General features: G+C 67.6%; 21 protein-coding genes. 12 read left to right on the top strand and 9 right to left on the bottom strand.

Annotated features, from left to right (window positions below):
- Positions 1-175: 175 nt before the first annotated feature.
- The 6 genes from AC07NC_RS03105 to coxB all read right to left on the bottom strand — a co-directional run bounded on the left by AC07NC_RS03105 (position 176) and on the right by coxB (position 5140).
- Positions 176-595 (bottom strand): NUDIX domain-containing protein, encoded by a 420-nt coding sequence (locus AC07NC_RS03105; RefSeq protein WP_494568544.1) that lies wholly within the window; start codon positions 593-595, stop codon positions 176-178.
- A gap of 4 nt (positions 596-599) precedes the next feature.
- The gene (locus tag AC07NC_RS03100) at positions 600-1148 is read right to left on the bottom strand and encodes a cytochrome c oxidase assembly protein (protein ID WP_494568543.1); all 549 of its coding nucleotides are present in this window, start codon (positions 1146-1148) and stop codon (positions 600-602) included.
- Positions 1145-1324 carry a cytochrome c oxidase system small membrane protein gene (locus tag AC07NC_RS03095; protein WP_494568542.1) on the bottom strand — a complete coding sequence of 60 codons (180 nt, stop codon included), beginning with the start codon at positions 1322-1324 and terminating at the stop codon, positions 1145-1147. The genes AC07NC_RS03100 and AC07NC_RS03095 overlap by 4 nt, the downstream gene beginning before the upstream one ends.
- A gap of 3 nt (positions 1325-1327) precedes the next feature.
- Positions 1328-2311 (bottom strand): heme o synthase, encoded by a 984-nt coding sequence (gene cyoE / locus AC07NC_RS03090; RefSeq protein ID WP_494568541.1) that lies wholly within the window; start codon positions 2309-2311, stop codon positions 1328-1330.
- An 87-nt stretch (positions 2312-2398) separates the two neighbouring features.
- Positions 2399-4078 carry a cytochrome c oxidase subunit I gene (ctaD, locus tag AC07NC_RS03085; RefSeq protein WP_292149667.1) on the bottom strand — a complete coding sequence of 560 codons (1680 nt, stop codon included), beginning with the start codon at positions 4076-4078 and terminating at the stop codon, positions 2399-2401.
- A 15-nt stretch (positions 4079-4093) separates the two neighbouring features.
- Positions 4094-5140: a cytochrome c oxidase subunit II gene (coxB, locus tag AC07NC_RS03080; RefSeq protein WP_494568657.1), complete on the bottom strand. Its 1047-nt coding sequence runs from the start codon at positions 5138-5140 to the stop codon at positions 4094-4096.
- A 272-nt stretch (positions 5141-5412) separates the two neighbouring features.
- Between coxB and AC07NC_RS03075 the strand changes: the two genes are divergently transcribed.
- From AC07NC_RS03075 to AC07NC_RS03055, 5 genes are all read left to right on the top strand, one after another.
- Positions 5413-5799: a PadR family transcriptional regulator gene (locus AC07NC_RS03075; protein ID WP_035309943.1), complete on the top strand. Its 387-nt coding sequence runs from the start codon at positions 5413-5415 to the stop codon at positions 5797-5799.
- A complete protein-coding gene (locus tag AC07NC_RS03070) occupies positions 5796-6401 on the top strand; it encodes a DUF1700 domain-containing protein (protein ID WP_035309940.1) in 606 nt (201 codons plus the stop codon). The genes AC07NC_RS03075 and AC07NC_RS03070 overlap by 4 nt, the downstream gene beginning before the upstream one ends.
- Positions 6398-7180, top strand: a complete 783-nt coding sequence (locus AC07NC_RS03065; protein ID WP_372705141.1) for a GIN domain-containing protein — start codon at positions 6398-6400, stop codon at positions 7178-7180. The genes AC07NC_RS03070 and AC07NC_RS03065 overlap by 4 nt, the downstream gene beginning before the upstream one ends.
- Before the next feature lie 727 nt (positions 7181-7907).
- Positions 7908-8939, top strand: coding sequence for a UbiA family prenyltransferase (locus AC07NC_RS03060; protein ID WP_494568540.1), 1032 nt, complete (start codon positions 7908-7910; stop codon positions 8937-8939).
- An 11-nt stretch (positions 8940-8950) separates the two neighbouring features.
- Complete coding sequence (locus AC07NC_RS03055) at positions 8951-9784, top strand: RsiV family protein (RefSeq protein ID WP_494568539.1); 834 nt, start codon at positions 8951-8953, stop codon at positions 9782-9784.
- Here the strand turns inward: AC07NC_RS03055 and AC07NC_RS03050 are convergent, their stop codons facing one another.
- From AC07NC_RS03050 to AC07NC_RS03040, 3 genes are read right to left on the bottom strand one after another with little or no spacing between them, the layout of a single operon-like run.
- Entirely contained in the window at positions 9785-10717 is a 933-nt protein-coding gene (locus tag AC07NC_RS03050) for an alpha/beta fold hydrolase (RefSeq protein ID WP_494568538.1), read from the bottom strand.
- A 39-nt stretch (positions 10718-10756) separates the two neighbouring features.
- Positions 10757-10954, bottom strand: a complete 198-nt coding sequence (locus AC07NC_RS03045) for a helix-turn-helix transcriptional regulator (RefSeq protein ID WP_372705145.1) — start codon at positions 10952-10954, stop codon at positions 10757-10759.
- Entirely contained in the window at positions 10951-11358 is a 408-nt protein-coding gene (locus tag AC07NC_RS03040) for a hypothetical protein (RefSeq protein WP_494568537.1), read from the bottom strand. The genes AC07NC_RS03045 and AC07NC_RS03040 overlap by 4 nt, the downstream gene beginning before the upstream one ends.
- A 127-nt stretch (positions 11359-11485) precedes the next feature.
- Between AC07NC_RS03040 and AC07NC_RS03035 the strand changes: the two genes are divergently transcribed.
- The 7 genes from AC07NC_RS03035 (at position 11486) to AC07NC_RS03005 (ending at position 18527) form a co-directional block, all read left to right on the top strand.
- Positions 11486-12463, top strand: coding sequence for a fatty acid desaturase family protein (locus AC07NC_RS03035; RefSeq protein ID WP_494568536.1), 978 nt, complete (start codon positions 11486-11488; stop codon positions 12461-12463).
- A gap of 206 nt (positions 12464-12669) precedes the next feature.
- Complete coding sequence (locus AC07NC_RS03030; RefSeq protein ID WP_494568535.1) at positions 12670-12990, top strand: hypothetical protein; 321 nt, start codon at positions 12670-12672, stop codon at positions 12988-12990.
- Between the two features lie 4 nt (positions 12991-12994).
- A complete protein-coding gene (locus AC07NC_RS03025; RefSeq protein ID WP_494568534.1) occupies positions 12995-13645 on the top strand; it encodes a class I SAM-dependent methyltransferase in 651 nt (216 codons plus the stop codon).
- 55 nt (positions 13646-13700) lie between these two features.
- Entirely contained in the window at positions 13701-14099 is a 399-nt protein-coding gene (locus AC07NC_RS03020) for a hypothetical protein (RefSeq protein ID WP_494568533.1), read from the top strand.
- A 66-nt stretch (positions 14100-14165) separates the two neighbouring features.
- Positions 14166-15020, top strand: coding sequence for a KPN_02809 family neutral zinc metallopeptidase (gene ypfJ / locus AC07NC_RS03015; RefSeq protein ID WP_494568532.1), 855 nt, complete (start codon positions 14166-14168; stop codon positions 15018-15020).
- 103 nt (positions 15021-15123) lie between these two features.
- Positions 15124-16761 carry a phosphoglucomutase (alpha-D-glucose-1,6-bisphosphate-dependent) gene (gene pgm / locus AC07NC_RS03010; RefSeq protein ID WP_494568531.1) on the top strand — a complete coding sequence of 546 codons (1638 nt, stop codon included), beginning with the start codon at positions 15124-15126 and terminating at the stop codon, positions 16759-16761.
- Between the two features lie 233 nt (positions 16762-16994).
- Positions 16995-18527 (top strand): DEAD/DEAH box helicase, encoded by a 1533-nt coding sequence (locus tag AC07NC_RS03005; RefSeq protein ID WP_494568530.1) that lies wholly within the window; start codon positions 16995-16997, stop codon positions 18525-18527.
- The last annotated feature ends 70 nt before the right edge of the window (positions 18528-18597 follow it).

Below are 18597 nucleotides of genomic sequence, written 5' to 3'. Positions count from 1 at the left end.
TTTCCGCCGCGATCTCCGGGCTGCTCCCAAACGCGTCACCCTCGGGCTCGTCCCGAGGGTCCACCTGTCCGCCGCACCTCAGGTCGGGCGAGGGTCCGGTGTCTAAACTCCACAGCTTGTAATCGCATTAGGCGTGGACCCTCGGGACGAGCCCGAGGGTGACGGGGTTGCGGCGCTACACCCGCGCCTTCAGGGCCTCAAAGGCCGTCCTCGAGAACACCGACAAGGGTTGCGGCGGATCGGTCGGATCGAACCAGCCGATCTCCGACAGCTTGTCCGGCTCGGTCAGCTGCGGCTCGCCGGAGAAGTCCCGCGTCACATAGATCAGCGACACCCAGTGCTGGCCGTCCGCCGGAATGATCTCTTCCGACAGGCACAGGAACTCGACCGCGCCGATCGTCAGGCCGCTCTCCTCTTCGGCCTCGCGACGCGCGGCCTCGGCGGAGATTTCCATGTGATCGACCTTGCCGCCGACGATGTTCCAGTGTCCCGCCTCAGGCGCCTTCAGCCGCTTGCACAGCAGCACCCGCCCGTCGGCGCGCTGGATCACCAGCCCGCAGCCGACGCCCGGAAAGTCCACACCCGGTCGGGCCATGGACTCAGGCGTTCGGCCCCGTCGGCGCATCGACCGACGGATAGAAGGTGTAGCTCAGGGTGATTTCGCGCGCGCCCTTGGCTTCGCGGTCCGTGGCCAGTTCGGGGGCGATGAAATACTGGACCGGGAATTGGCGCGTCTCGCCCGCCGCCAGGGTCTGATCCGAGAAGCAGAAGCATTGCAGCTTCTGGAAATAGGGGCCGGTGTATTCCGGCACGACATTGTACCCGGCCCGCACCTGGATCGGCTGGTCCGAGGTGTTGGTGACGTCGAAATAGGCCAGGCCCGTCTCGCCGATCCGCACCCTTTGGGTCGTCTGTTCGGCGCGGAAGGTCATGGGCAGGCCGCGCACGTTTGTGTCGAACCGCACCAGCACTGTCTGGTCCAGCACCGTGTCCGGCGCCTTTTCGGCGCGGCGCACCGTGCCGTCGAAGCCCGTGACCTGGCAGAACATCCGGTACAGGGGCACGGCCGCGAAAGCCGCGCCCGTCATCCCCATCACGCCCAGGACGCAGATAATGGCGATCAGGTTCTTGCGGCCGGGATTGTTCATCGCGGCGCCGCCCCCGCCGGCGTCGAACCTTCCAACAGGGCGCGCTCGGCCGCCTGGTTCTGTTGCAGGCGCAGGACCGTGGTGGTGAAGACCAGGACGATGAAGGCCACCAGGGCCGCCGCGATCCAGACATTGCGGCGCTTGCGGGCGCGCAGTTCCTCAGGGGTCAGACGCATCACTCAGCCTCCCAGGCCGGCCACAGCCTCGACCAGGAAGGCCGAGAACAGGGCGACCAGATACAGGATCGAAAAGGCGAACAGGTCACGCGCCGGTTTGGCCTGGGCCTTCACATCATACAATGCGGCCTCGCGTCCCACCGTATCGGCCTTGTCCGGCTCGTCCCCGGCGCGCGAGCGATACAGCCGCCAGGCCAGACCGAGGAAGCCAAGGCCGCCGGCGACCGACACCACGGCGTAGATCAGTCCGCCCATGCCCACCAGGGCCGGCGCCACGGCCGAGGCGATGAAGACCAGGGAATAGATCAGGATCTGCAACCGCGTGGACTTGGCCCCCCGCGCCACCGGCATCATCGGTATCCCCGCCTTGGCGTAGTCGCCGGCCGAATACAGGGCCAGGGCCCACGAATGCGGCGGGGTCCACAGAAAGATGATCAGGAACAGCAGCCAGGCCTGCCAAGGCGCCTGGCCCGTCGCCGCCGCCCAGCCGATCACCGGCGGAAAGGCGCCCGCCGCCCCGCCGATGACGATGTTCTGCGGCGTCCTGCGCTTCAGCAGCAGGGTGTAGAAGCCGGCGTAATAGACAATGGTCAGGGCCAGCAGCCCAGCGGCGAACCAGTTGGTGTTCATCCCCAACAGCATGACCGAGAACAGGCTGAGGATGACGCCATAGGCCATGGCGTCATTCTTTCTGACCCGGCCCGCCGCCACCGGCCGACCGCGCGTGCGCCGCATCAGGGCGTCGGTCTCGCCCTCCAGCGCCATGTTCAGCGACCCGGCGGCGCCCGCGCCCACGGCGATGCACAGGATGGCGATGGCGGCGACCAGCGGGTTCATCGATCCCGGCGCCATGACCAGCCCGGTCGCGGCGGTGAAGACCACCACCGACATGACGCGCGGCTTCAGCAGCTGGAAGAAGTCTTCCGGCTGGGCGGTCGAGAGCGCGGGGCGGGTCTGGACGTCCTGGGTCATGGGTTCGGGTGTCATGGGTGAGGGCCGCATAGCATACCCCAAAGCAGAAGGCCGCCCCTTCCGTGGAAAGAGCGGCCCGCCGTTCGGGATGTCAGCCCGGGATCAGTGCTCGTCGCCCTTGACCACCGGCAGTTCGTTGAACTGGTGGGTCGGCGGCGGCGAGGACAGGGTCCATTCCAGGGTCGTGGCGCCCTCGCCCCACGGATTGGCGACGCCCGGCCGGCGGCGAATGGCGGCCTCGGCCAGCATGACCAGGAAGACCAGCACCCCCACGGCCGTGATCGCGTAACCGATCGACGAGATCTGGTTCCACAGGGTGAAGGCGTCCGGATAGTCGATATAGCGGCGCGGCATCCCTTGCAGACCCAGGAAATGCTGCGGGAAGAACACCAGGTTCACACCCACGAACATGATCCAGAAATGGGTCGCGCCCAGGAACTCGTTGTACTTCACCCCGAACATCTTCTCGAACCAGTAGTAGAAGCCCGCGAAGATGGCGAAGACGGCGCCCAGCGACAGCACATAGTGGAAGTGGGCCACCACGTAATAGGTGTCGTGCAGGCTGTAATCGATGCCGGCGTTCGACAGGACCACGCCGGTCACCCCGCCGACGGTGAACAGGAAGATGAAGCCGATGGCCCACAGCATGGGCGTCTTGAAGCTGATGGAGCCGCCCCACATGGTGGCGATCCAGCTGAAGATCTTCACCCCGGTCGGCACGGCGATGATCATGGTCGCGGCGATGAAATAGGCGCGCAGGTTCACGCTCATTCCGACCGTGTACATGTGGTGCGCCCAGACCACGAAGCCGACGAAGCCGATGGCCACCATGGCGTAGGCCATGGCCAGGTATCCGAACACCGGCTTGCGGCTGAAGGTCGAGACGATGTGGCTGATGATGCCGAAGCCCGGCAGGATCAGGATGTAGACCTCCGGGTGGCCGAAGAACCAGAACAGGTGCTGGTACATGATCGGGTCGCCGCCGCCGGCCGGGTCGAAGAAGTGGGTGCCGAAGTTGCGGTCGGTCAGCAGCATGGTGATGGCGCCGGCCAGGACGGGCAGCGACAGCAGCAGCAGGAAGGCGGTGATCAGCACCGACCAGGCGAACAGCGGCATCCGGTGCAGGGTCATGCCCGGCGCGCGCATGTTCAGGATGGTGGTGATGAAGTTGATCGCGCCCAGGATGGAGCTGGCGCCCGCGACGTGCAGGGCGAAGATGGCCAGGTCGAAGGCCGGGCCGACGTGGCCCACCGTCGACAGGGGCGGATAGGCCGTCCAGCCCCCGCCGAAGCCCTTGCCCGGCCCGCCGTCGACGAACATCGACAGGATCAACAGGCACCAGGCGGCGACCAGCAGCCAGAAGGAGATGTTGTTCATGCGCGGGAAGGCCATGTCCGGCGCCCCGATCATGATCGGCACGAACCAGTTGCCAAAGCCGCCGATCATGGCGGGCATGACCATGAAGAAGATCATGATCAGGGCGTGGGCGGTGACCACCGCATTATAGCCGTGCTTGGACTGCTCCACGAGACCAAGAAGCTGGATCGACGAGCCTTCCCTGAAGATCTGGATTCCCGGCTCGGCCAGCTCCCAGCGGATCAGGCCCGACAGCGCCCCGCCCACGATGCCCGCCATGATGGCGAACATCAGATACAGGGTGCCGATGTCCTTGTGATTGGTGGACAGGAACCAGCGCGTGAAGAAGCCCACCTTGTGATCGTCGTGGTGGTGGGCGTCGTGGGCGGGAAGGACGTCGCGGGTCGAAACGGTTGCGTCAGCCATGGAACTGCTCGCCTCTTACTGGGCGGCCGGCGCGGCGGAGGCCGCGGCGGGAGCGGGTTGAACGGTCGGCGCGGTCGGCGTCGTCGCCGTCTGGGCGGTGGGTATGCCGGTCTGGGCGCCGGCCTCGGGGCCGGTCGTCGCCGTCCCGACCACGGGGGCGCCGGTCGTGCCGGCCTCGACCTGGGCGGTGGTTCCGCCCGGCGCGGCCTCGGCCGTCTTCGGCGTCATGGAGCCGCCCTTGGAGGCGATCCAGCGTTCGAACTCGGCCTGGGTCACGACATTGATCTGGATCGGCATGAAGGCGTGATCGACGCCGCACAGTTCCGAGCACTGGCCGTAGAAGACGCCGGTGCGCTCGGCCTTGAACCAGGTCTCGTTGACCCGGCCGGGCACGGCGTCGGTCTTCAGCCCGAAGGCCGGCAGGGCCACGGCGTGGATCACGTCCGAGGCGGTGATCAGCAGGCGCACCGTCTTGCCGACCGGCACCACCATCGGCTCGTCCGCCGCCAGGCGATAGACGCTGTGCGACAGACCGCGCTCGGCCAGCTCGTCCTCGGGCACCATGTTGGAGATATATTCGGCCACGCCCTGGTCGGGATATTCATAGGCCCAGTTCCACTGGTTGCCCGTCACCTTCACCGTCAGATCCGGTTCCGGCATGTCGTGATAGGCGAACAGCAGGCGGAAGGAGAACAGCGAAATCCCCACCAGGATCACCACCGGCAGCACGGTCCAGATGATCTCGACCGTGGTGTTGTGGCTCCAGCGCGCGGGGGTCGGATTGGATCTCTTGTTGTAGCGGAACACGATCCAGGCCAGCAGGCCCAGCACCAGCAGGGTGATGCCGGTGATGACAGGCATCAGGACGATGTCATGGAACCAGATGGCGTCGTGCTTCAGCGGCGCGGCGGCCGGCTGAAGATCGATGCCGCCCGGCGTCGGCTGGCCCATCAGATCCTGCGCCCACGTCGGCGCGGCGGAGAACAGTGCGATCCCGACGGCTGTCGTCGCCGCCGTCGCTCCTGCCTTCGCTCTTCCCAGGGCTCGCGTCCCCATTCCCATACGAAGTCCCCACAATATCGTTTTTCAGCAGAGACTTGAGAACGAATCTCAAGTCTTCGCGCGGGCATGTTCTCCACCCGTCACTTCCTTGAGTCCCTATCGGATCGCCCTTCGCTTGCCAAGCGATCCCCGCTCCATCCGCCGCAAACTCGCCTCAAACCGTCCGCCCCCTCATCGAACCCCGTTGGATTAAACCTTCGTCATGTTTAAACAGGTACCTTGCGTCGCAAGGTACCTTGTCGTACTCAATCTCCATCAAAGGAGACATCGAGGTGACCGAAACCATCGAGATACAGCTGAAGAAGGGGGTTCTGGGGCTTTGCGTCCTGGCGCTTCTGAACCGGGCCGACAGCTACGCCTACGAGATCGCCAGCCGCCTGTCGGACGCGATCGATATGGGGGAAGGCACCATCTACCCCCTGATGCGGCGGATGCAGTCGGACGGACAGGTCGAGACCTATCTGGTCGAATCCTCGTCCGGCCCGTCCCGCAAATACTATCGCCTGACCGACGCCGGACGGACGGCCCTCGCCGCCCAGACCGCCGAATGGTCGGCCTTCACCCAAGCCGTCGACGCCGTCCTGGCCAGCGACGCAACCACGATCCAGACGCCGGCGCCCCAGGCGGCCGACGCTCAACCGGAGGGAACGGAACAATGACGCGCGCGGAATTCATCGCCCGTCTCAGAAGCGGCCTGGTCGGATTGCCGACCGCCACGGCGGCCGACATCGTCGCCGACTATGAGACCCATTTCGCCGACGGCCTGGCCGCCGGCCGCACCGAGGCCGAGGTGGCCGCCGCCCTGGGCGATCCGGGCCGGCTGGCCCGCGAACTGAAGGCCGAGGCCGGGATCCAGCGCTGGCGCCAGGAGAAGAACCCCTCCGCCGCCGCCGCCGCCGTCTTCGCGGTCCTGGGCCTGGGGGCAGTCGACATCCTGATCCTCCTGCCCATTCTGATGGGCGTGGTCGGGACCCTCTTCGGCTTCTTCATCGCCGCCATCGCCCTGTTCATCTCGGGCGGCGGCGTCATGGTGGCCGGTCCGTTCGCCGGCTTCCCCGGCGGCCCGTTCGCGGCGGTCTTGATGGGTCTGGGCCTGATGGCCGGGGCCGTCTTCATCGGCGCCCTTCTGACCATCGTCACCATCTGGCTGGTCAACGGGATCGTCTGGTTCGCCCGCCTGCACTACCGGCTGCTCAAGCCGGCGCTTGAACCCCAATCCGACGCCCAGTCTGACGCTACGAGCACGGGAGGCTCGCTATGATCCGCACACTGTTCATCATCGCCGGCGCCGCCCTGGTGCTCTGCATGGTCACCCTGGGCGGGGCCATCGCCCTCGGCGGCCACGACCTGCAACGCCACGGCTGGGCCTGGACCATCAAGGACCGGGACGGCGAGTCGATCCGCTTCGAACGGGTCAGGGGCGGCGGGACCGACGATCTCGGCCCCTTCACCACCCGCACCCTGGCCTGGACCGGCGGCGAGGCCCTGACCATCGATTCCAGCATCGACGTCGAATACGTCCAGGGGCCGGCCAACACCGTGGTCATCACCGGGCCCAAGGGGCTGACCGACCGCGTCACCCTGACGGATGGCCGCCTGTCCATGGGCGACGGCGACGAACGGATCGTGTTCGGCTGGGACAACGGAAACTTCTCCGCCCGGTCGGAACGCGACGAGCTGCGCGTCGTCGTCACGGCGCCCAATGTCCGCCGCTTCGCCTCCAACGGCTCGGGCGACCTGGACATCAGCGGCTATGACCAGCCCTCTATGGCCCTGTCGATCTCGGGTTCGGCCGATGTCACCGCCTCGGGCCGCACCGACGCCCTGGACCTCGACATCGCCGGCTCGGGCGACGCCGATCTTCGGGCTCTGGACGCCAAGGACGCCAAGGTCGACATCGCCGGCTCCGGCGACGCCGACATCGCCCCCACCGGCGACGTCCAGGTCAGCATTGCGGGCTCCGGCGACGTCAGCCTGGCGACCCGCCCCGCCAAGCTGACCAGCGAAATCGCCGGCTCCGGCGACGTCTATCAGAACTGAAAGGACCAGACCCTCCCTCGCTTGCGGGGGAGGGTCCGCGACTGCATGAACGTGGTGCGGGGCTGAACCTTACAGGCCCCCTCCGTCTCGCCGGCTTCGCCGGCGATCCACCTCCCCCAAGGGGGGAGGAATGCGAGCACCGAAATCCTCCCCCCTTGGGGGAGGTGGCGCGGCGCAGAGCGCCGTGACGGAGGGGGCCCGAACGGGTCCAACTGTCACAATGACGCTGGTCCTGCCGTAACGATTCCAACCCCTTGTCAGATTCTCGCCCCGACTTCCCCGCCAGGGTTTCCCCGTCCCCTATAATCACGCCCGGTCTCGTCGCTGGGAGGGCTCGCTTGGCCTGCGACCTTGCGGCGGCGGGAGCGGATGGAACGGGAGCGGGGGTGCAACTCCTCCGCGCCGACGGCGTCTCACGACGTCGTGGGAGGGTCGAGGGGGATACTCGATCGCACTCGGGACGGGGTTTCGCAGACCCTGCCGACCCGTCGCAGGCTTATGGGGTTAGGCGATAAGACCGCCACCGCTCGGCGCCCCGAGCTTGCAGGCCAACCATTCGCGCGGGGCGTCAAACCTTCGTCGAAACGGTATTTCTAGATCAAACTCCGGGCGAAGGCCCGGCGCCCCGCCCAGCCCTCCGCTTCCAAAGGGCCTCCAAACTCCGCCGAACGGACGGAGCGCTTCGTCACGCCTTCACCCTGCCCTTCATTCCCGCTAAGCCATGCCCATGACCTCCGCCCCTCTTCCCGACGCCGGCGCCAACTGGGTGGATCGCCATGCGCCGCAGCCGCTGAAGCCCTGGCTGAAGCTGGGCCGGTTCGACCGGCCCATCGGCATCTGGCTGCTGCTGTTGCCCGGCTGGCAGGGCGTCACCCTCGCCCTGGCCCAGTATCGGCAGGCGCCCGGCCTCTATGACCTGTGGCTGTTCGTCGGTTTCGGCATCGGCGCCTGTCTGATGCGCGCCGCCGGTTGCGCCTTCAACGACATCGTCGATCGCGACTTCGACGCCCAGGTCGCCCGCACCGCCCTACGCCCCATCCCCGCCGGTCTGATCTCCGTCAAACAGGCCTGGGCCTTCGTGATCGGCTGCAGCCTGATCAGCCTGCTGATCCTGCTGACCCTGCCCGTCGTCGCCATCCTGCTGGGCGTCGGCTCCGTGGCCCTGGTCGCCGCCTATCCCTTCATGAAGCGGATCACCTGGTGGCCCCAGGCCTGGCTGGGCCTGACCTTCAACTGGGGCGCCCTGATGGGCTTCGCCGCCGCCCTGCCCCTGGCCGCCGCTGCCCTGCTGCTGCCAGCCGACATCCTGGGCGAGTTCCGCCCCTTCCTCTGGTCCGTCCCCAGCGACAGCGGCCACGCCGTCGCCCTGGTCTGGCAGGCCTATGTCCCCGCCGTCCTCCTCTACCTCGGCGGCGTCTTCTGGACCCTGGGCTACGACACAATCTACGCGCTTCAGGACATCGATGACGACGCCATGGTAGGGGTCAAATCCTCCGCTCGCCGCCTGGCCTCGGCCGTGCGTCCCGGCGTCGCCGTCTTCTATCTCATCAGCCTGATCCTGGCCGCCCTGGCCGGTCTGTCAGCCGGCCTCGGCCCCCTGTTCTGGCTGGGCCTGGCCCTCTACGCCGCCCATCTGGCGCTTCAGGTCGTCCGCCTCGACCGCACCGACGGCGCCCTGGCGCTGAACCTGTTCAAGTCCAACCGAGAGGCCGGCTTCATCCTGCTGGCCGCCCTCGCCCTCGGATCCATCGGCCTGTGAAGGAGTCTCCCATGAACCGTTCCGTTCGCATCCTGCTGCTGTCCGTCGCCGTCGCGGCCACCGTCGCCGCCTGTCAGCGCCGCGATGACAAGGTCGAGGCTCCGGCCCCCGCCCCGGCCGCGCCCGCCCCCGTCAACCCGGCCGCAGCCGGCGCGCCGATGAGTTTCGACTCCAAGACCCAGTACGCCACGGTCAAACTGACCCTGCCGGACGCGATCAAGTCCAAGCCCGACCTGCACGCCCCCCTCTACGCCGCCGCCGTGCGCGACCTGCGCCAGTTCTCCGAAGGCGCCCAGGCCGACCTGTCCGAGGCCGGCGGCGGCCCCGGCGGCTACGAGAAGGCCATCGCCTTCGACCCCGGCGCCGAGACCGGCAAGCTGTTCAGCCTGGCCCGCACCGATTTCGAGTTCACCGGCGGCGCCCACCCCAACACCAGCTTCTCGGCCGTGCTGTGGGACAAGGCGATGAAGAAGCGGCTGGGCTTCGCCGACCTGTTCCGCCCGGGCGCCGATCTGGCGGGCCTGGACAAGGCCCTGTGCGACGCCGCCAACGCCGCCAAACAGGCCCGCTCGCCGGGGTCGGAGACCGCGACCCTGGGCGGCAAGATGTGGACCTGCCCCAAGGCCGTCGCCACCCCCTTCGTCCTGACGCCGGGCACGACGCCGGGCAAGGCGGGCGGGATCACCTTCCTGCTGGGCGCCTATCAGATCGGCCCCTATTCGGACGGCCCCTACCAGATCGCCCTGCCCCAGTCGGTCTTCCGCTCCCTGCTGAACCCCGCCTACGCCGACGAGTTCGCCGGCGCGCCGGTCAAGGCGGGGGACGTGACGCCGAAGAACGGCTGATCAGTCGGCCAGGAACTGATCCACCAGTTCGGCGAACCGCTGGGGCTGGTCGGCCATGATGAAATGCCGGCTGCCGTCGACGCGGATCAGCTTGACGCCGGGCAGGGCCGCATATTCGTGACCCCAGGCCTGATCCGCCTGGGCGGCGGGCGCCCCGCCGTCGGCGTCCGAGGCGTAGAGGGCGGTCACTGGCACGCTCAGGTTCGCAAGACCTGGCCGCGCATCCGTCAGCAGGACATCCCGCATGGCCGCCGCCATGGCCTTGCGGTCCGACCCGGTCGTCCAGTCGACCAGCCTGACCCGCAGCGCGGCGTCCCGCGTCATGCCCTGGGCGCTGCCGACCTGGGCGGCGCGGAACGACTCGTCCGAGAGGGCCAGAAGGGTCTGCGCCGTCTGGTCCGCCGCCGGTCTCATGGCCTCGACCGTCGCCTGCGGCCCCCGCAGCGCGCCGAAGAAGGGCAGGCTGTCCACGCTCATCAACCGGCCGACAGCCTCAGGATGCTGCTGGGCCAGCACCAGTCCCGCCAGGGCGCCCATCGAATGACCGATCACCGCCGGCCGCTCCAACCCTTGGCTGCGGATGTAGCGGTCCAGTTCGTCGACCGCCGGCTGGACGAAGGGACCGTCGCCATGGCTCCAGGCCTCACCCGCGAAGCCCGCCAGCTGCACCAGATGGACCCGGTGCGTCGCCTTCAGCCGATCCGCCGTCGCCCGCCACACCTCCCGCGAACAGCCGAAGCCGGGGATCAGGATCACATCGGGGCCCGCCCCCACCACCTCCACGGACAGGCGGTCCGAGACGAAGGCGGACGCCTGGGCGCTTGGCTGGGCGAAGGCGGCGGTGACGCCGACCACCAGCGACGGGGTGCAGACCGCCAGGCCGAACAGAGCGGCGCGCAGGCGCGGGCGCGCCTTGAAGAAGGCGTTGAACATCGGATGTCTCCCTTGGATTTTAGGTTTGGTCCGCCGCCGTCAGGCGTGCGGGTTCTCGAAGATCTCTTCCACCGGCCGCTCGAAGACCGCCGCGATCCGGTAGGCCAGATCCAGCGACGGATCGTGCCGTTCGGTCTCCAGAGCGATCACCGCCTGTCGCGACACGCCCAGCGCCTGGCCCAGTTGCTCCTGGGTCCAGCCGCGCTCGACGCGCAGCAGTTTCAGCCGGTTCTTCATCGGCTGGTCCGGATGAAGGGCGCGCTGATTCCGTACATGCCCCAGAACAGGGGTACGATCAGCCAGGTCTCGATATGGGGCGCGCCTGCGAAGCTCTCGCCGAAGCCCCAGAAGGTGGCGACCGCCATGGCCAGCCCCGAGGCGACGATGAACTGTTTCGCCGTCACGCCTCGCACGAACTCATCGCTCTCCCGCATCAGCGAAAGCACCGCCCAGATCTGGCCGATCACCGGCGCAGAGACCACCGCCGCCAGCCCCCAGGCCGCCGGCTTTCCCATCACTTCGTCGAAGGCGTCGGTCGTCATCATGGCCACGCAAATGGCCACATAGGGAATGGTGAACGCCATGGTGCGAATGACGTATCGCCGGTGCGCCGGGGTGGTCGATTTTCCGAAAGACAGCATGTCCGCCTCCTTGTGTAAGGCCAACCTTACATCGGTCAAATGTCATGTCAACCTGACTTTTTGTAAGGAACACCACACATCATCGCATTGCTTTGTCCAGACCCGCCTTAGGGACTAGACTGCCGCCATGCCCGCCGCCCCGCGCTTAGCCGCATCCGCCCTGTTCACGCCCGAGGAATGGGCTCCGTTCCAGGCCCGCTCGGCCTGGAACGGGCCGCTGCTGGTCGCCCACTGCTGGGCCGTGATCGCGATTGCGGTCGTCGCGGGGATGCTTATCCCCTGGCTGACCCCGCTGTGCGTCATGGTGATCGGCACGCGCCAGCTGGGCCTGGCGATCCTGATGCACGAGGCGGCGCACGGCGGCCTGTCCCGGAACCTGCGGCTGAACGATTTCCTCGGCCACTGGCTTTGCGCCGTGCCGATCGGCGCCAGCCTGACCGACTATCGCCCCTATCACCTGGCCCACCACCGCTTCGCCCAGCAGCCGGAGGATCCCGACCTGATGCTGTCGGCGCCCTTCCCCGTCTCGCCCGCCTCCCTGCGGCGCAAGCTGATCCGCGACCTGACCGGCCAGACCTTCTTCAAGCAGCGGGTGCTGCTGCCGCTGGCCCAACGGCGCTCAGGCAGCCCGAAGGGCGATGGCGCACAAACAATGAGCGATAGCGCCCACCAATATGAGGCCGTCGTCACCGGCAGGTCGGTCCTGCCCTTCCTCGCCTTCAACGCCCTCCTGCTGGCGGGCTTCGTCGCGGCGGGGGTCTGGTGGGCCTTCTTCGCCTTGTGGCTGCTGCCGATGGCGACCTGGTTCCCGATGGTGACGCGGCTGAGAAACATCGCCGAACACGCCTGCGTCGAGGGCTCGGCCGCCGACGCCTTCCGCGCCGCCCGCACCACCCGCGCCGCCTGGTGGGAGCGCGCCTTCATCGCCCCCTACTGGGTCAATTTCCACGCCGAACATCACCTGTTCATGCATGTGCCGTGCTGGAAGCTGCCGGCCCTGCACCGCGCCGTCCACGCCCGTCCCCTGGCCGCCGGCATGGAGGTCGCGTCAGGCTACATTAGCGTCCTGAAATTGGCCACATCGATTGGAAGTAATAGAAATTGAAATCTTGCGGCCAATGCAACCTTTGCTGCAAAGTTGTAGCAGTTGAATCAATAAATAAGCCTGCTAGCGTTTGGTGTAAGCACGCACGTCCGGGAAACGGGTGCGGAACATATAGTTCTCGACCTTCACAATGCGCTGTTTTTCAATGCTTGTGGCTCGAAGATCCTGACCTTCCAGATAGTTGGAAGCCAAACAAATCGAAAATCGTGGTTCGTGCCGATGGCGAGAATTGCTTAGCGGTCGACGTCGACCCATCAAGTCCAACCGCATGGAAGAAAGAGCCATTCTACAGTCAAATCAAGAAATGGTCCCTACAATCTCGCGGTCATGGCCGTGTTCTTGTTTATATCGGCGACCTTACTTGGGCTATCTTTCCAGAAGAAGACCTATTTATTGGCAGCTTGCAGCCCGGAGAATATCTAGCGACTGGCTACAAAAAGGGCATTGGGTGGACTCAGCCTTTTGGACGAGTACTTGGAGACATTGTGCCGAAAGCAGAAATTCTTGGCAAACAGTATCCCGTATAGCAACGTGACTGTCCTCGACCCCGGTGCCTTCATCCACGCCAACACACGTCTCCAGCCCGTGCCCCATGCGCCGGAAATCTCGCTGTGGCTGGCGGACGAGATAACGCCGATCTGGCGCATGACGGAAGAGGAACTGGGCGAACTGGGCCTGCCGCCGCCCTTCTGGGCCTTCGCCTGGGCCGGCGGCCAGGCGCTGAGCCGCTATCTGCTGGATCACCCGCAAGAGGTCGCCGGCAAGCGGGTGCTGGACTTCGCGACCGGTTCGGGCCTGGTCGGGGTGGCGGTGATGAAGGCGGGCGCGGCCCATGTCCTGTGCGCCGACATCGATCCCTTCTGCCAGGCCGCCGTCGCCGCCAACGCCCAGGCCAACGGCGTGGTCCTGGACTTCACACCGCTCAATCTGCTGGACGCCCCGCCGCCGGCCGTGGACGTCATCTGCGCCGGCGACATCTGCTATGAAAAGCCGATGACCGAGGCCGTGCTGGCCTGGCTGGGCCAGGCCCGCGCCGCCGGAACCCGTGTCCTGATCGGCGATCCCGGCCGCACCTATTTCCCCCGCTCGGGCCTGGATTTCCTGGCGGAATACAGCGTGCCCACGACCAGAGAGCTGGAGGACCTGGAAATCAAGCGGTCCTCCGTCTGGGCCATGCCGTGAGGTCACGGCGCGGCCGCGCTTGCCTCTCGCGCCGTCGCCGCCCATCTTCAAGGACATGAGACCGATCACGATCCTTTCCATAGTGATCGCCGCCATGGCCTCCAGCGCCGTGGCGCAAACCCCGCCCTATGTCCCGCCTTACGCCGCGCCCCACGGCGCCTATCCCGGCGGCGGTCCTGCGGCGATCGCCGACCAGCATCGCTATGAAAACGACCGGCTGCGGCGACAATCCGAGGCCAACGCCGCCCTGGCCCGACAGCAGCAGATCGAAACCCGTCAGCGCCTGATGCAGATCGAGGCCGCGCGCGAGCCGACCGTGTCGCCGGCCGTCCCCGCCCGCCCCCTGTATGACGTCGCCCAGGAGCGCGGCCTGCGCGAAGGCGCCGCCGCTCGTCGCCAACAGACCCGCCAGGGCGTGACCCAGATCGACGACTGGCTGGATCGGCCGAACTGACGCATCCCTTCCCTTTCCTCCGCGTTCCGGCCTAGCTTCAAGACGGATCAGGCGGAGGGAACGGGCATGCGCTGGCAGGGCGGACGGACAGGCGGCGGCGGGGTCGAGGATCGGCGCGGTCTCGGCGGCGGGGCGCTGGCGGGCGGCGGGATCGGCGTCGGGGTCCTGGCGATCATCGGCTATCTCGTGTTCGGCATAGATCCGGCGACCACAACCCAGTTGGCCAGCCAGTTCGGCGGCGTCGGCGCCGAGCAGCAGCAGGGTCAGGTCGGGACGCCTGAAGATCAGGCCGGTCGGTTCGTCGATGTCGTCGGGGGCAATATCAACGACGTCTGGACCCAGAAGCTGAACGGCTACGAACCGCCCAAGGTGGTCATCTATGAACAGGGCACATCGACCGGCTGCGGCTTCGGCCAATCGGCCATGGGCCCCTTCTATTGCCCGACCGACAGGACCGTCTATCTGGACCTGGGCTTCTGGCAGGAGATGGAGACGCAACTGGGCGCCTCGGGCGCCGACTTCGCCCGCGCCTACGTCATCGCCCACGAGTTCGGCCACCACGTCCAGACCCTGACCGGAACCTCGGCCCAGGTCCGTCAGGCCCAGCAGCGCGCGCAGGGGGAAGCCGAAGCCAACCAGTATTCCGTCGCGCTGGAGCTTCAGGCCGATTGCTACGCCGGCGTCTGGGCCAGAAACGCCTCGGCCGTCTCGAACGGCCAGGTCGCCCTGGAGCCCGGCGACATCGAGGAGGGCATGAAGACCGCCCAGGCCATCGGCGACGACACCCTGCAACGCCGGGGCGGCGGGCGCGTTTCGCCAGAGAGCTTCACCCACGGCTCCGCAGCCCAGCGGGTCGAGTGGCTGCAACGCGGCTATCAGTCGGGCGACCCGGCCGTCTGCGACACCTTCAGCGGCGCCTGAACAAGGTTTTCGGTGATGGATTCTGCGGGTTGCGGGTGTGGTCCCGCGCCCCTAACACCGCCTCGCGCGCCTCAACGCCGCACAGACCGACGGATACATTCCCATGCACGCTCGCGCCGGCCGCCAGGCCCTACCGGAAGACCTGATCGACCTCGACGCCCTGATCGGCGCCTATGGATCCGGCCGGCCCGACATGGCCGACCCGGCCCAGCGGGTGGTGTTCGGCACCTCGGGACACCGGGGCTCGGCTCTGGACGGCGCCTTTACCGAGAGCCACATCCTGGCCATCGCCCAGGCGGTCGCCGAATATCGCGCGGCGCAGGGGGTCGACGGCCCGCTGTTCGTCGGGCGCGACACCCACGGCCTGTCCGAACCCGCCTGGCGCACGACGCTGGAGGTGCTGGTCGGCAATGGCGTCGAGGTGCTGATCGACGCCCGTGACGGCTTCACCCCGACCCCGGCCGTGTCCCACGCCATCCTGGCCTACAACCGCGCCAATACGCGCCAGGCCGACGGGATCCTGATCACCCCGTCGCACAATCCGCCCCGCGACGGCGGCATCAAATACAACCCCCCCTCCGGCGGTCCGGCCGGGAGCGACGCCACCGGCGCCATCGCCGCCCGCGCCAATCAGCTGATTGAGGGCGGTCTGGTCGAGGTGAAGCGCGTCCCGTTCGACAGGGCCTACGCCACGGCGGGCCGGTTCGACTTCCTGGGCGCCTATATCGACGACCTGCCCAGCGTGCTGGACATGGACGCCATCCGCGACGCCGGGGTCCGCATGGGGGCCGATCCGCTGGGCGGAGCGGCCGTAGCCTATTGGGGCGAGATCGCCGACCGGCACAGGCTGAACCTGACCGTGGTCAATGACGTCGTCGATCCGCGCTGGGCCTTCATGCCGCTGGACGCCGACGGCAAGATCCGCATGGACTGTTCGTCGCCCAGCGCCATGGCCAATCTGATCCGGATGATGCAGGGCGGATCGGCCTATGATCTGGCCTTCGGCAATGACGCCGACGCGGACCGCCACGGCATCGTCACGCCCGACGGCGGCCTGATGAACCCCAATCATTTCCTGGCGGCGGCCGTCGCCTATCTGTTCGTCAACCGTCCCGGCTGGGGCCCGGACGTGGCGGTGGGCAAGACCCTGGTCTCGTCATCGATGATCGACCGCGTCGTCGCCGGCATGGGCCGCCGCCTGCTGGAGGTTCCGGTCGGGTTCAAGCATTTCGTGCCGGGCCTGCTGGACGGAACCGTCGGCTTCGGCGGCGAGGAATCGGCCGGGGCCACCTTCCTGCGGCGCGACGGCACGGCCTGGTCCACAGACAAGGACGGCCTGCTGCTGTGTCTGCTGGCGGCCGAGATCCAGGCCCGCACGGGTCAGAGCGCCAGCCAGCTCTATGCCGGCCTGACCGAACAATACGGCGCTCCCGCCTATGCCCGGATCGACGCCCCCGCCGATCGGACGCAGAAGGCGCGTCTGGCCGCCTTGAGCTCCGCCGACGTCGCCGCCACCACCCTGGCCGGTCAGCCGATCACCGACATCCTGACCAAGGCCCCCGGCAATGGCGAGGCCATCGGCGGGCTCAAGGTCGTGACCGCCGACGCCTGGTTCGCCGCCCGCCCGTCGGGCACCGAGGACGTCTACAAGATCTACGCAGAGTCCTTCCTGGGAGCGGATCACCTGGCCCAGGTCCAGGCCGAGGCCAGGACGCTCGTGGCCGCCGCCCTGGCGGGCTGAAGGGCTTGAGGCTTGACTTTATGTCCGCGAACCTCCATTTGCGCTGCGTCGCACAATCGCGATCTCCGGCGTCTCCAGCGCGTGTAAGTCCATCTCGGACCTGTCTGTAGAAGCCGCCGGCCCCTCAAGTTCATTCGCTGCCCGGACACGCGGGGCGGCGCCCGATCCACCCCGCAGGCTTCACTCCGAAGCCCGGCCGGGACTGGCGGTGCGCGGCCCTAAGGCGTCATGCCATGGCTGAAAGCGCCCTGCCGCACGCGAAAGACACTGCTGTGAGCACCACATTCGAATCCATGGGCCTGAACAAGGCCCTTCTTCAGGCGCTGGCGTCGGAAGGCTACACCAAGCCGACCCCGATCCAGGAAAAGGCCATCCCCGACGTCATGCAGGGCAAGGACCTGCTGGGCATCGCCCAGACGGGCACCGGCAAGACCGCCGCCTTCGCCCTGCCGATCCTGCATCGCCTGGCCGAGAACCGCATCGCCCCTAAGCCGCGCACGACGCGCGTGCTGGTCCTGTCGCCCACGCGTGAACTGGCCACCCAGATCGGCGACAGCTTCAAGGCTTACGGCGCCCACCTGGGCTTCCGGGTCGCGGTCATCTTCGGCGGCGTGAAATACGGCGCCCAGGAGCGGGCCCTGCAACAGGGTCTGGACATCCTGGTCGCGGCGCCCGGCCGTCTGCTGGACCACATCCAGCAGAAGAACCTGGACCTGTCCTCGACCGAGATCTTCGTCCTGGACGAAGCCGACCAGATGCTGGACCTGGGCTTCATCAAGCCGATCCGCCAGATCGTCAGCCGCATCCCGGCCAAGCGCCAGAACCTGTTCTTCTCGGCGACCATGCCGACCGAGATCGGCAAGCTGGCGGGCGAGCTGCTGAAGGACCCGGTCAAGGTCCAGGTCACGCCGCAATCCACCACCGTCCAGCGCATCAGCCAGTCGGTCGTCCACGTCGAACAGGGCCGCAAGCGCGCCCTGCTGACCGAAATGTTCAGCGATCCCGAGTACACGCGCTGCCTGGTCTTCACCAAGACCAAGCACGGCGCCGACAAGGTTGCGGCCTATCTGGAAGCGGGCGGGGTCGAGGCCGGCGCCATCCACGGCAACAAGTCCCAGCCCCAGCGTGAACGCACGCTGGACGCCTTCAAGAAAGGCAAGCTGCGCGTCCTGGTCGCCACCGACATCGCCGCGCGCGGCATCGATGTGGACGGCGTCTCGCACGTCGTGAACTTCGAGCTGCCCCATGTGCCGGAGGCCTATGTGCACCGCATCGGCCGGACGGCCCGCGCGGGCGCCGACGGCACCGCCATCAGCTTCGTCGCGGGCGACGAGATGAAGCTGCTGAAGGATATCGAGAAGGTCACGCGCCAGAAGATCCCGGCCATCGACCGCCGCAACGACAAGGCCCTGGGCCAGCTGGACGCCACCATCATGGCGACCGGCGTCGGCAAGAAGGCGACCATGCCGGAACGCGAGGGCGGCGACCGCAACGAAGGCGGCCGGGGTGGTCGTGGACGCAGCCGCGTGCCGCACCGCGACGGCGTGCGCCCGGAAGGCGGCGGTCAGCCGCATCGTCAGCGCCGCGCCCGTCCCGGCGAGACTCCGGCGGCTCCGCGTCCCGAGCGCCCCTACAACCCCCTGGCCGGTGAGCGCGTGCCCTCGATCAACGACAACGCCAAGCCCGCGGAAGGCGAAATGAAGCGCCGTCCCCGTCGCCGTCCGTCGAACGGCGGCAAGGGCTACGGCGGCGCGGCCAAGGCCTGATCCCCACTCGCCACCCTCGGGCTTGCCCCGAGGGTGGCGGACCGGAATCGGCGATAAAAAACGGCGGCTC

The sequence above is a fragment of the Brevundimonas sp. GW821-FHT10A07 genome (assembly GCF_059415785.1).
The sequence above is the reverse complement of the archived record's forward strand: the minus strand, read 5'-3'. Positions and strand labels throughout refer to the sequence as shown.

Coding starts and splice junctions, on each gene's coding strand:
- AC07NC_RS03105 (WP_494568544.1), bottom strand. CDS start 595: ATGGCCCGACCGGGTGTGGACTTTCCGGGCGTCGGCTGCGGGCTGGTG.
- AC07NC_RS03100 (WP_494568543.1), bottom strand. CDS start 1,148: ATGAACAATCCCGGCCGCAAGAACCTGATCGCCATTATCTGCGTCCTG.
- AC07NC_RS03095 (WP_494568542.1), bottom strand. CDS start 1,324: ATGCGTCTGACCCCTGAGGAACTGCGCGCCCGCAAGCGCCGCAATGTC.
- cyoE (WP_494568541.1), bottom strand. CDS start 2,311: ATGACACCCGAACCCATGACCCAGGACGTCCAGACCCGCCCCGCGCTC.
- ctaD (WP_292149667.1), bottom strand. CDS start 4,078: ATGGCTGACGCAACCGTTTCGACCCGCGACGTCCTTCCCGCCCACGAC.
- coxB (WP_494568657.1), bottom strand. CDS start 5,140: ATGGGAATGGGGACGCGAGCCCTGGGAAGAGCGAAGGCAGGAGCGACG.
- AC07NC_RS03070 (WP_035309940.1), top strand. CDS start 5,796: ATGACGCGCGCGGAATTCATCGCCCGTCTCAGAAGCGGCCTGGTCGGA.
- AC07NC_RS03065 (WP_372705141.1), top strand. CDS start 6,398: ATGATCCGCACACTGTTCATCATCGCCGGCGCCGCCCTGGTGCTCTGC.
- AC07NC_RS03060 (WP_494568540.1), top strand. CDS start 7,908: ATGACCTCCGCCCCTCTTCCCGACGCCGGCGCCAACTGGGTGGATCGC.
- AC07NC_RS03055 (WP_494568539.1), top strand. CDS start 8,951: ATGAACCGTTCCGTTCGCATCCTGCTGCTGTCCGTCGCCGTCGCGGCC.
- AC07NC_RS03050 (WP_494568538.1), bottom strand. CDS start 10,717: ATGTTCAACGCCTTCTTCAAGGCGCGCCCGCGCCTGCGCGCCGCTCTG.
- AC07NC_RS03045 (WP_372705145.1), bottom strand. CDS start 10,954: ATGAAGAACCGGCTGAAACTGCTGCGCGTCGAGCGCGGCTGGACCCAG.
- AC07NC_RS03040 (WP_494568537.1), bottom strand. CDS start 11,358: ATGCTGTCTTTCGGAAAATCGACCACCCCGGCGCACCGGCGATACGTC.
- AC07NC_RS03035 (WP_494568536.1), top strand. CDS start 11,486: ATGCCCGCCGCCCCGCGCTTAGCCGCATCCGCCCTGTTCACGCCCGAG.
- AC07NC_RS03020 (WP_494568533.1), top strand. CDS start 13,701: ATGAGACCGATCACGATCCTTTCCATAGTGATCGCCGCCATGGCCTCC.
- ypfJ (WP_494568532.1), top strand. CDS start 14,166: ATGCGCTGGCAGGGCGGACGGACAGGCGGCGGCGGGGTCGAGGATCGG.
- pgm (WP_494568531.1), top strand. CDS start 15,124: ATGCACGCTCGCGCCGGCCGCCAGGCCCTACCGGAAGACCTGATCGAC.
- AC07NC_RS03005 (WP_494568530.1), top strand. CDS start 16,995: ATGGCTGAAAGCGCCCTGCCGCACGCGAAAGACACTGCTGTGAGCACC.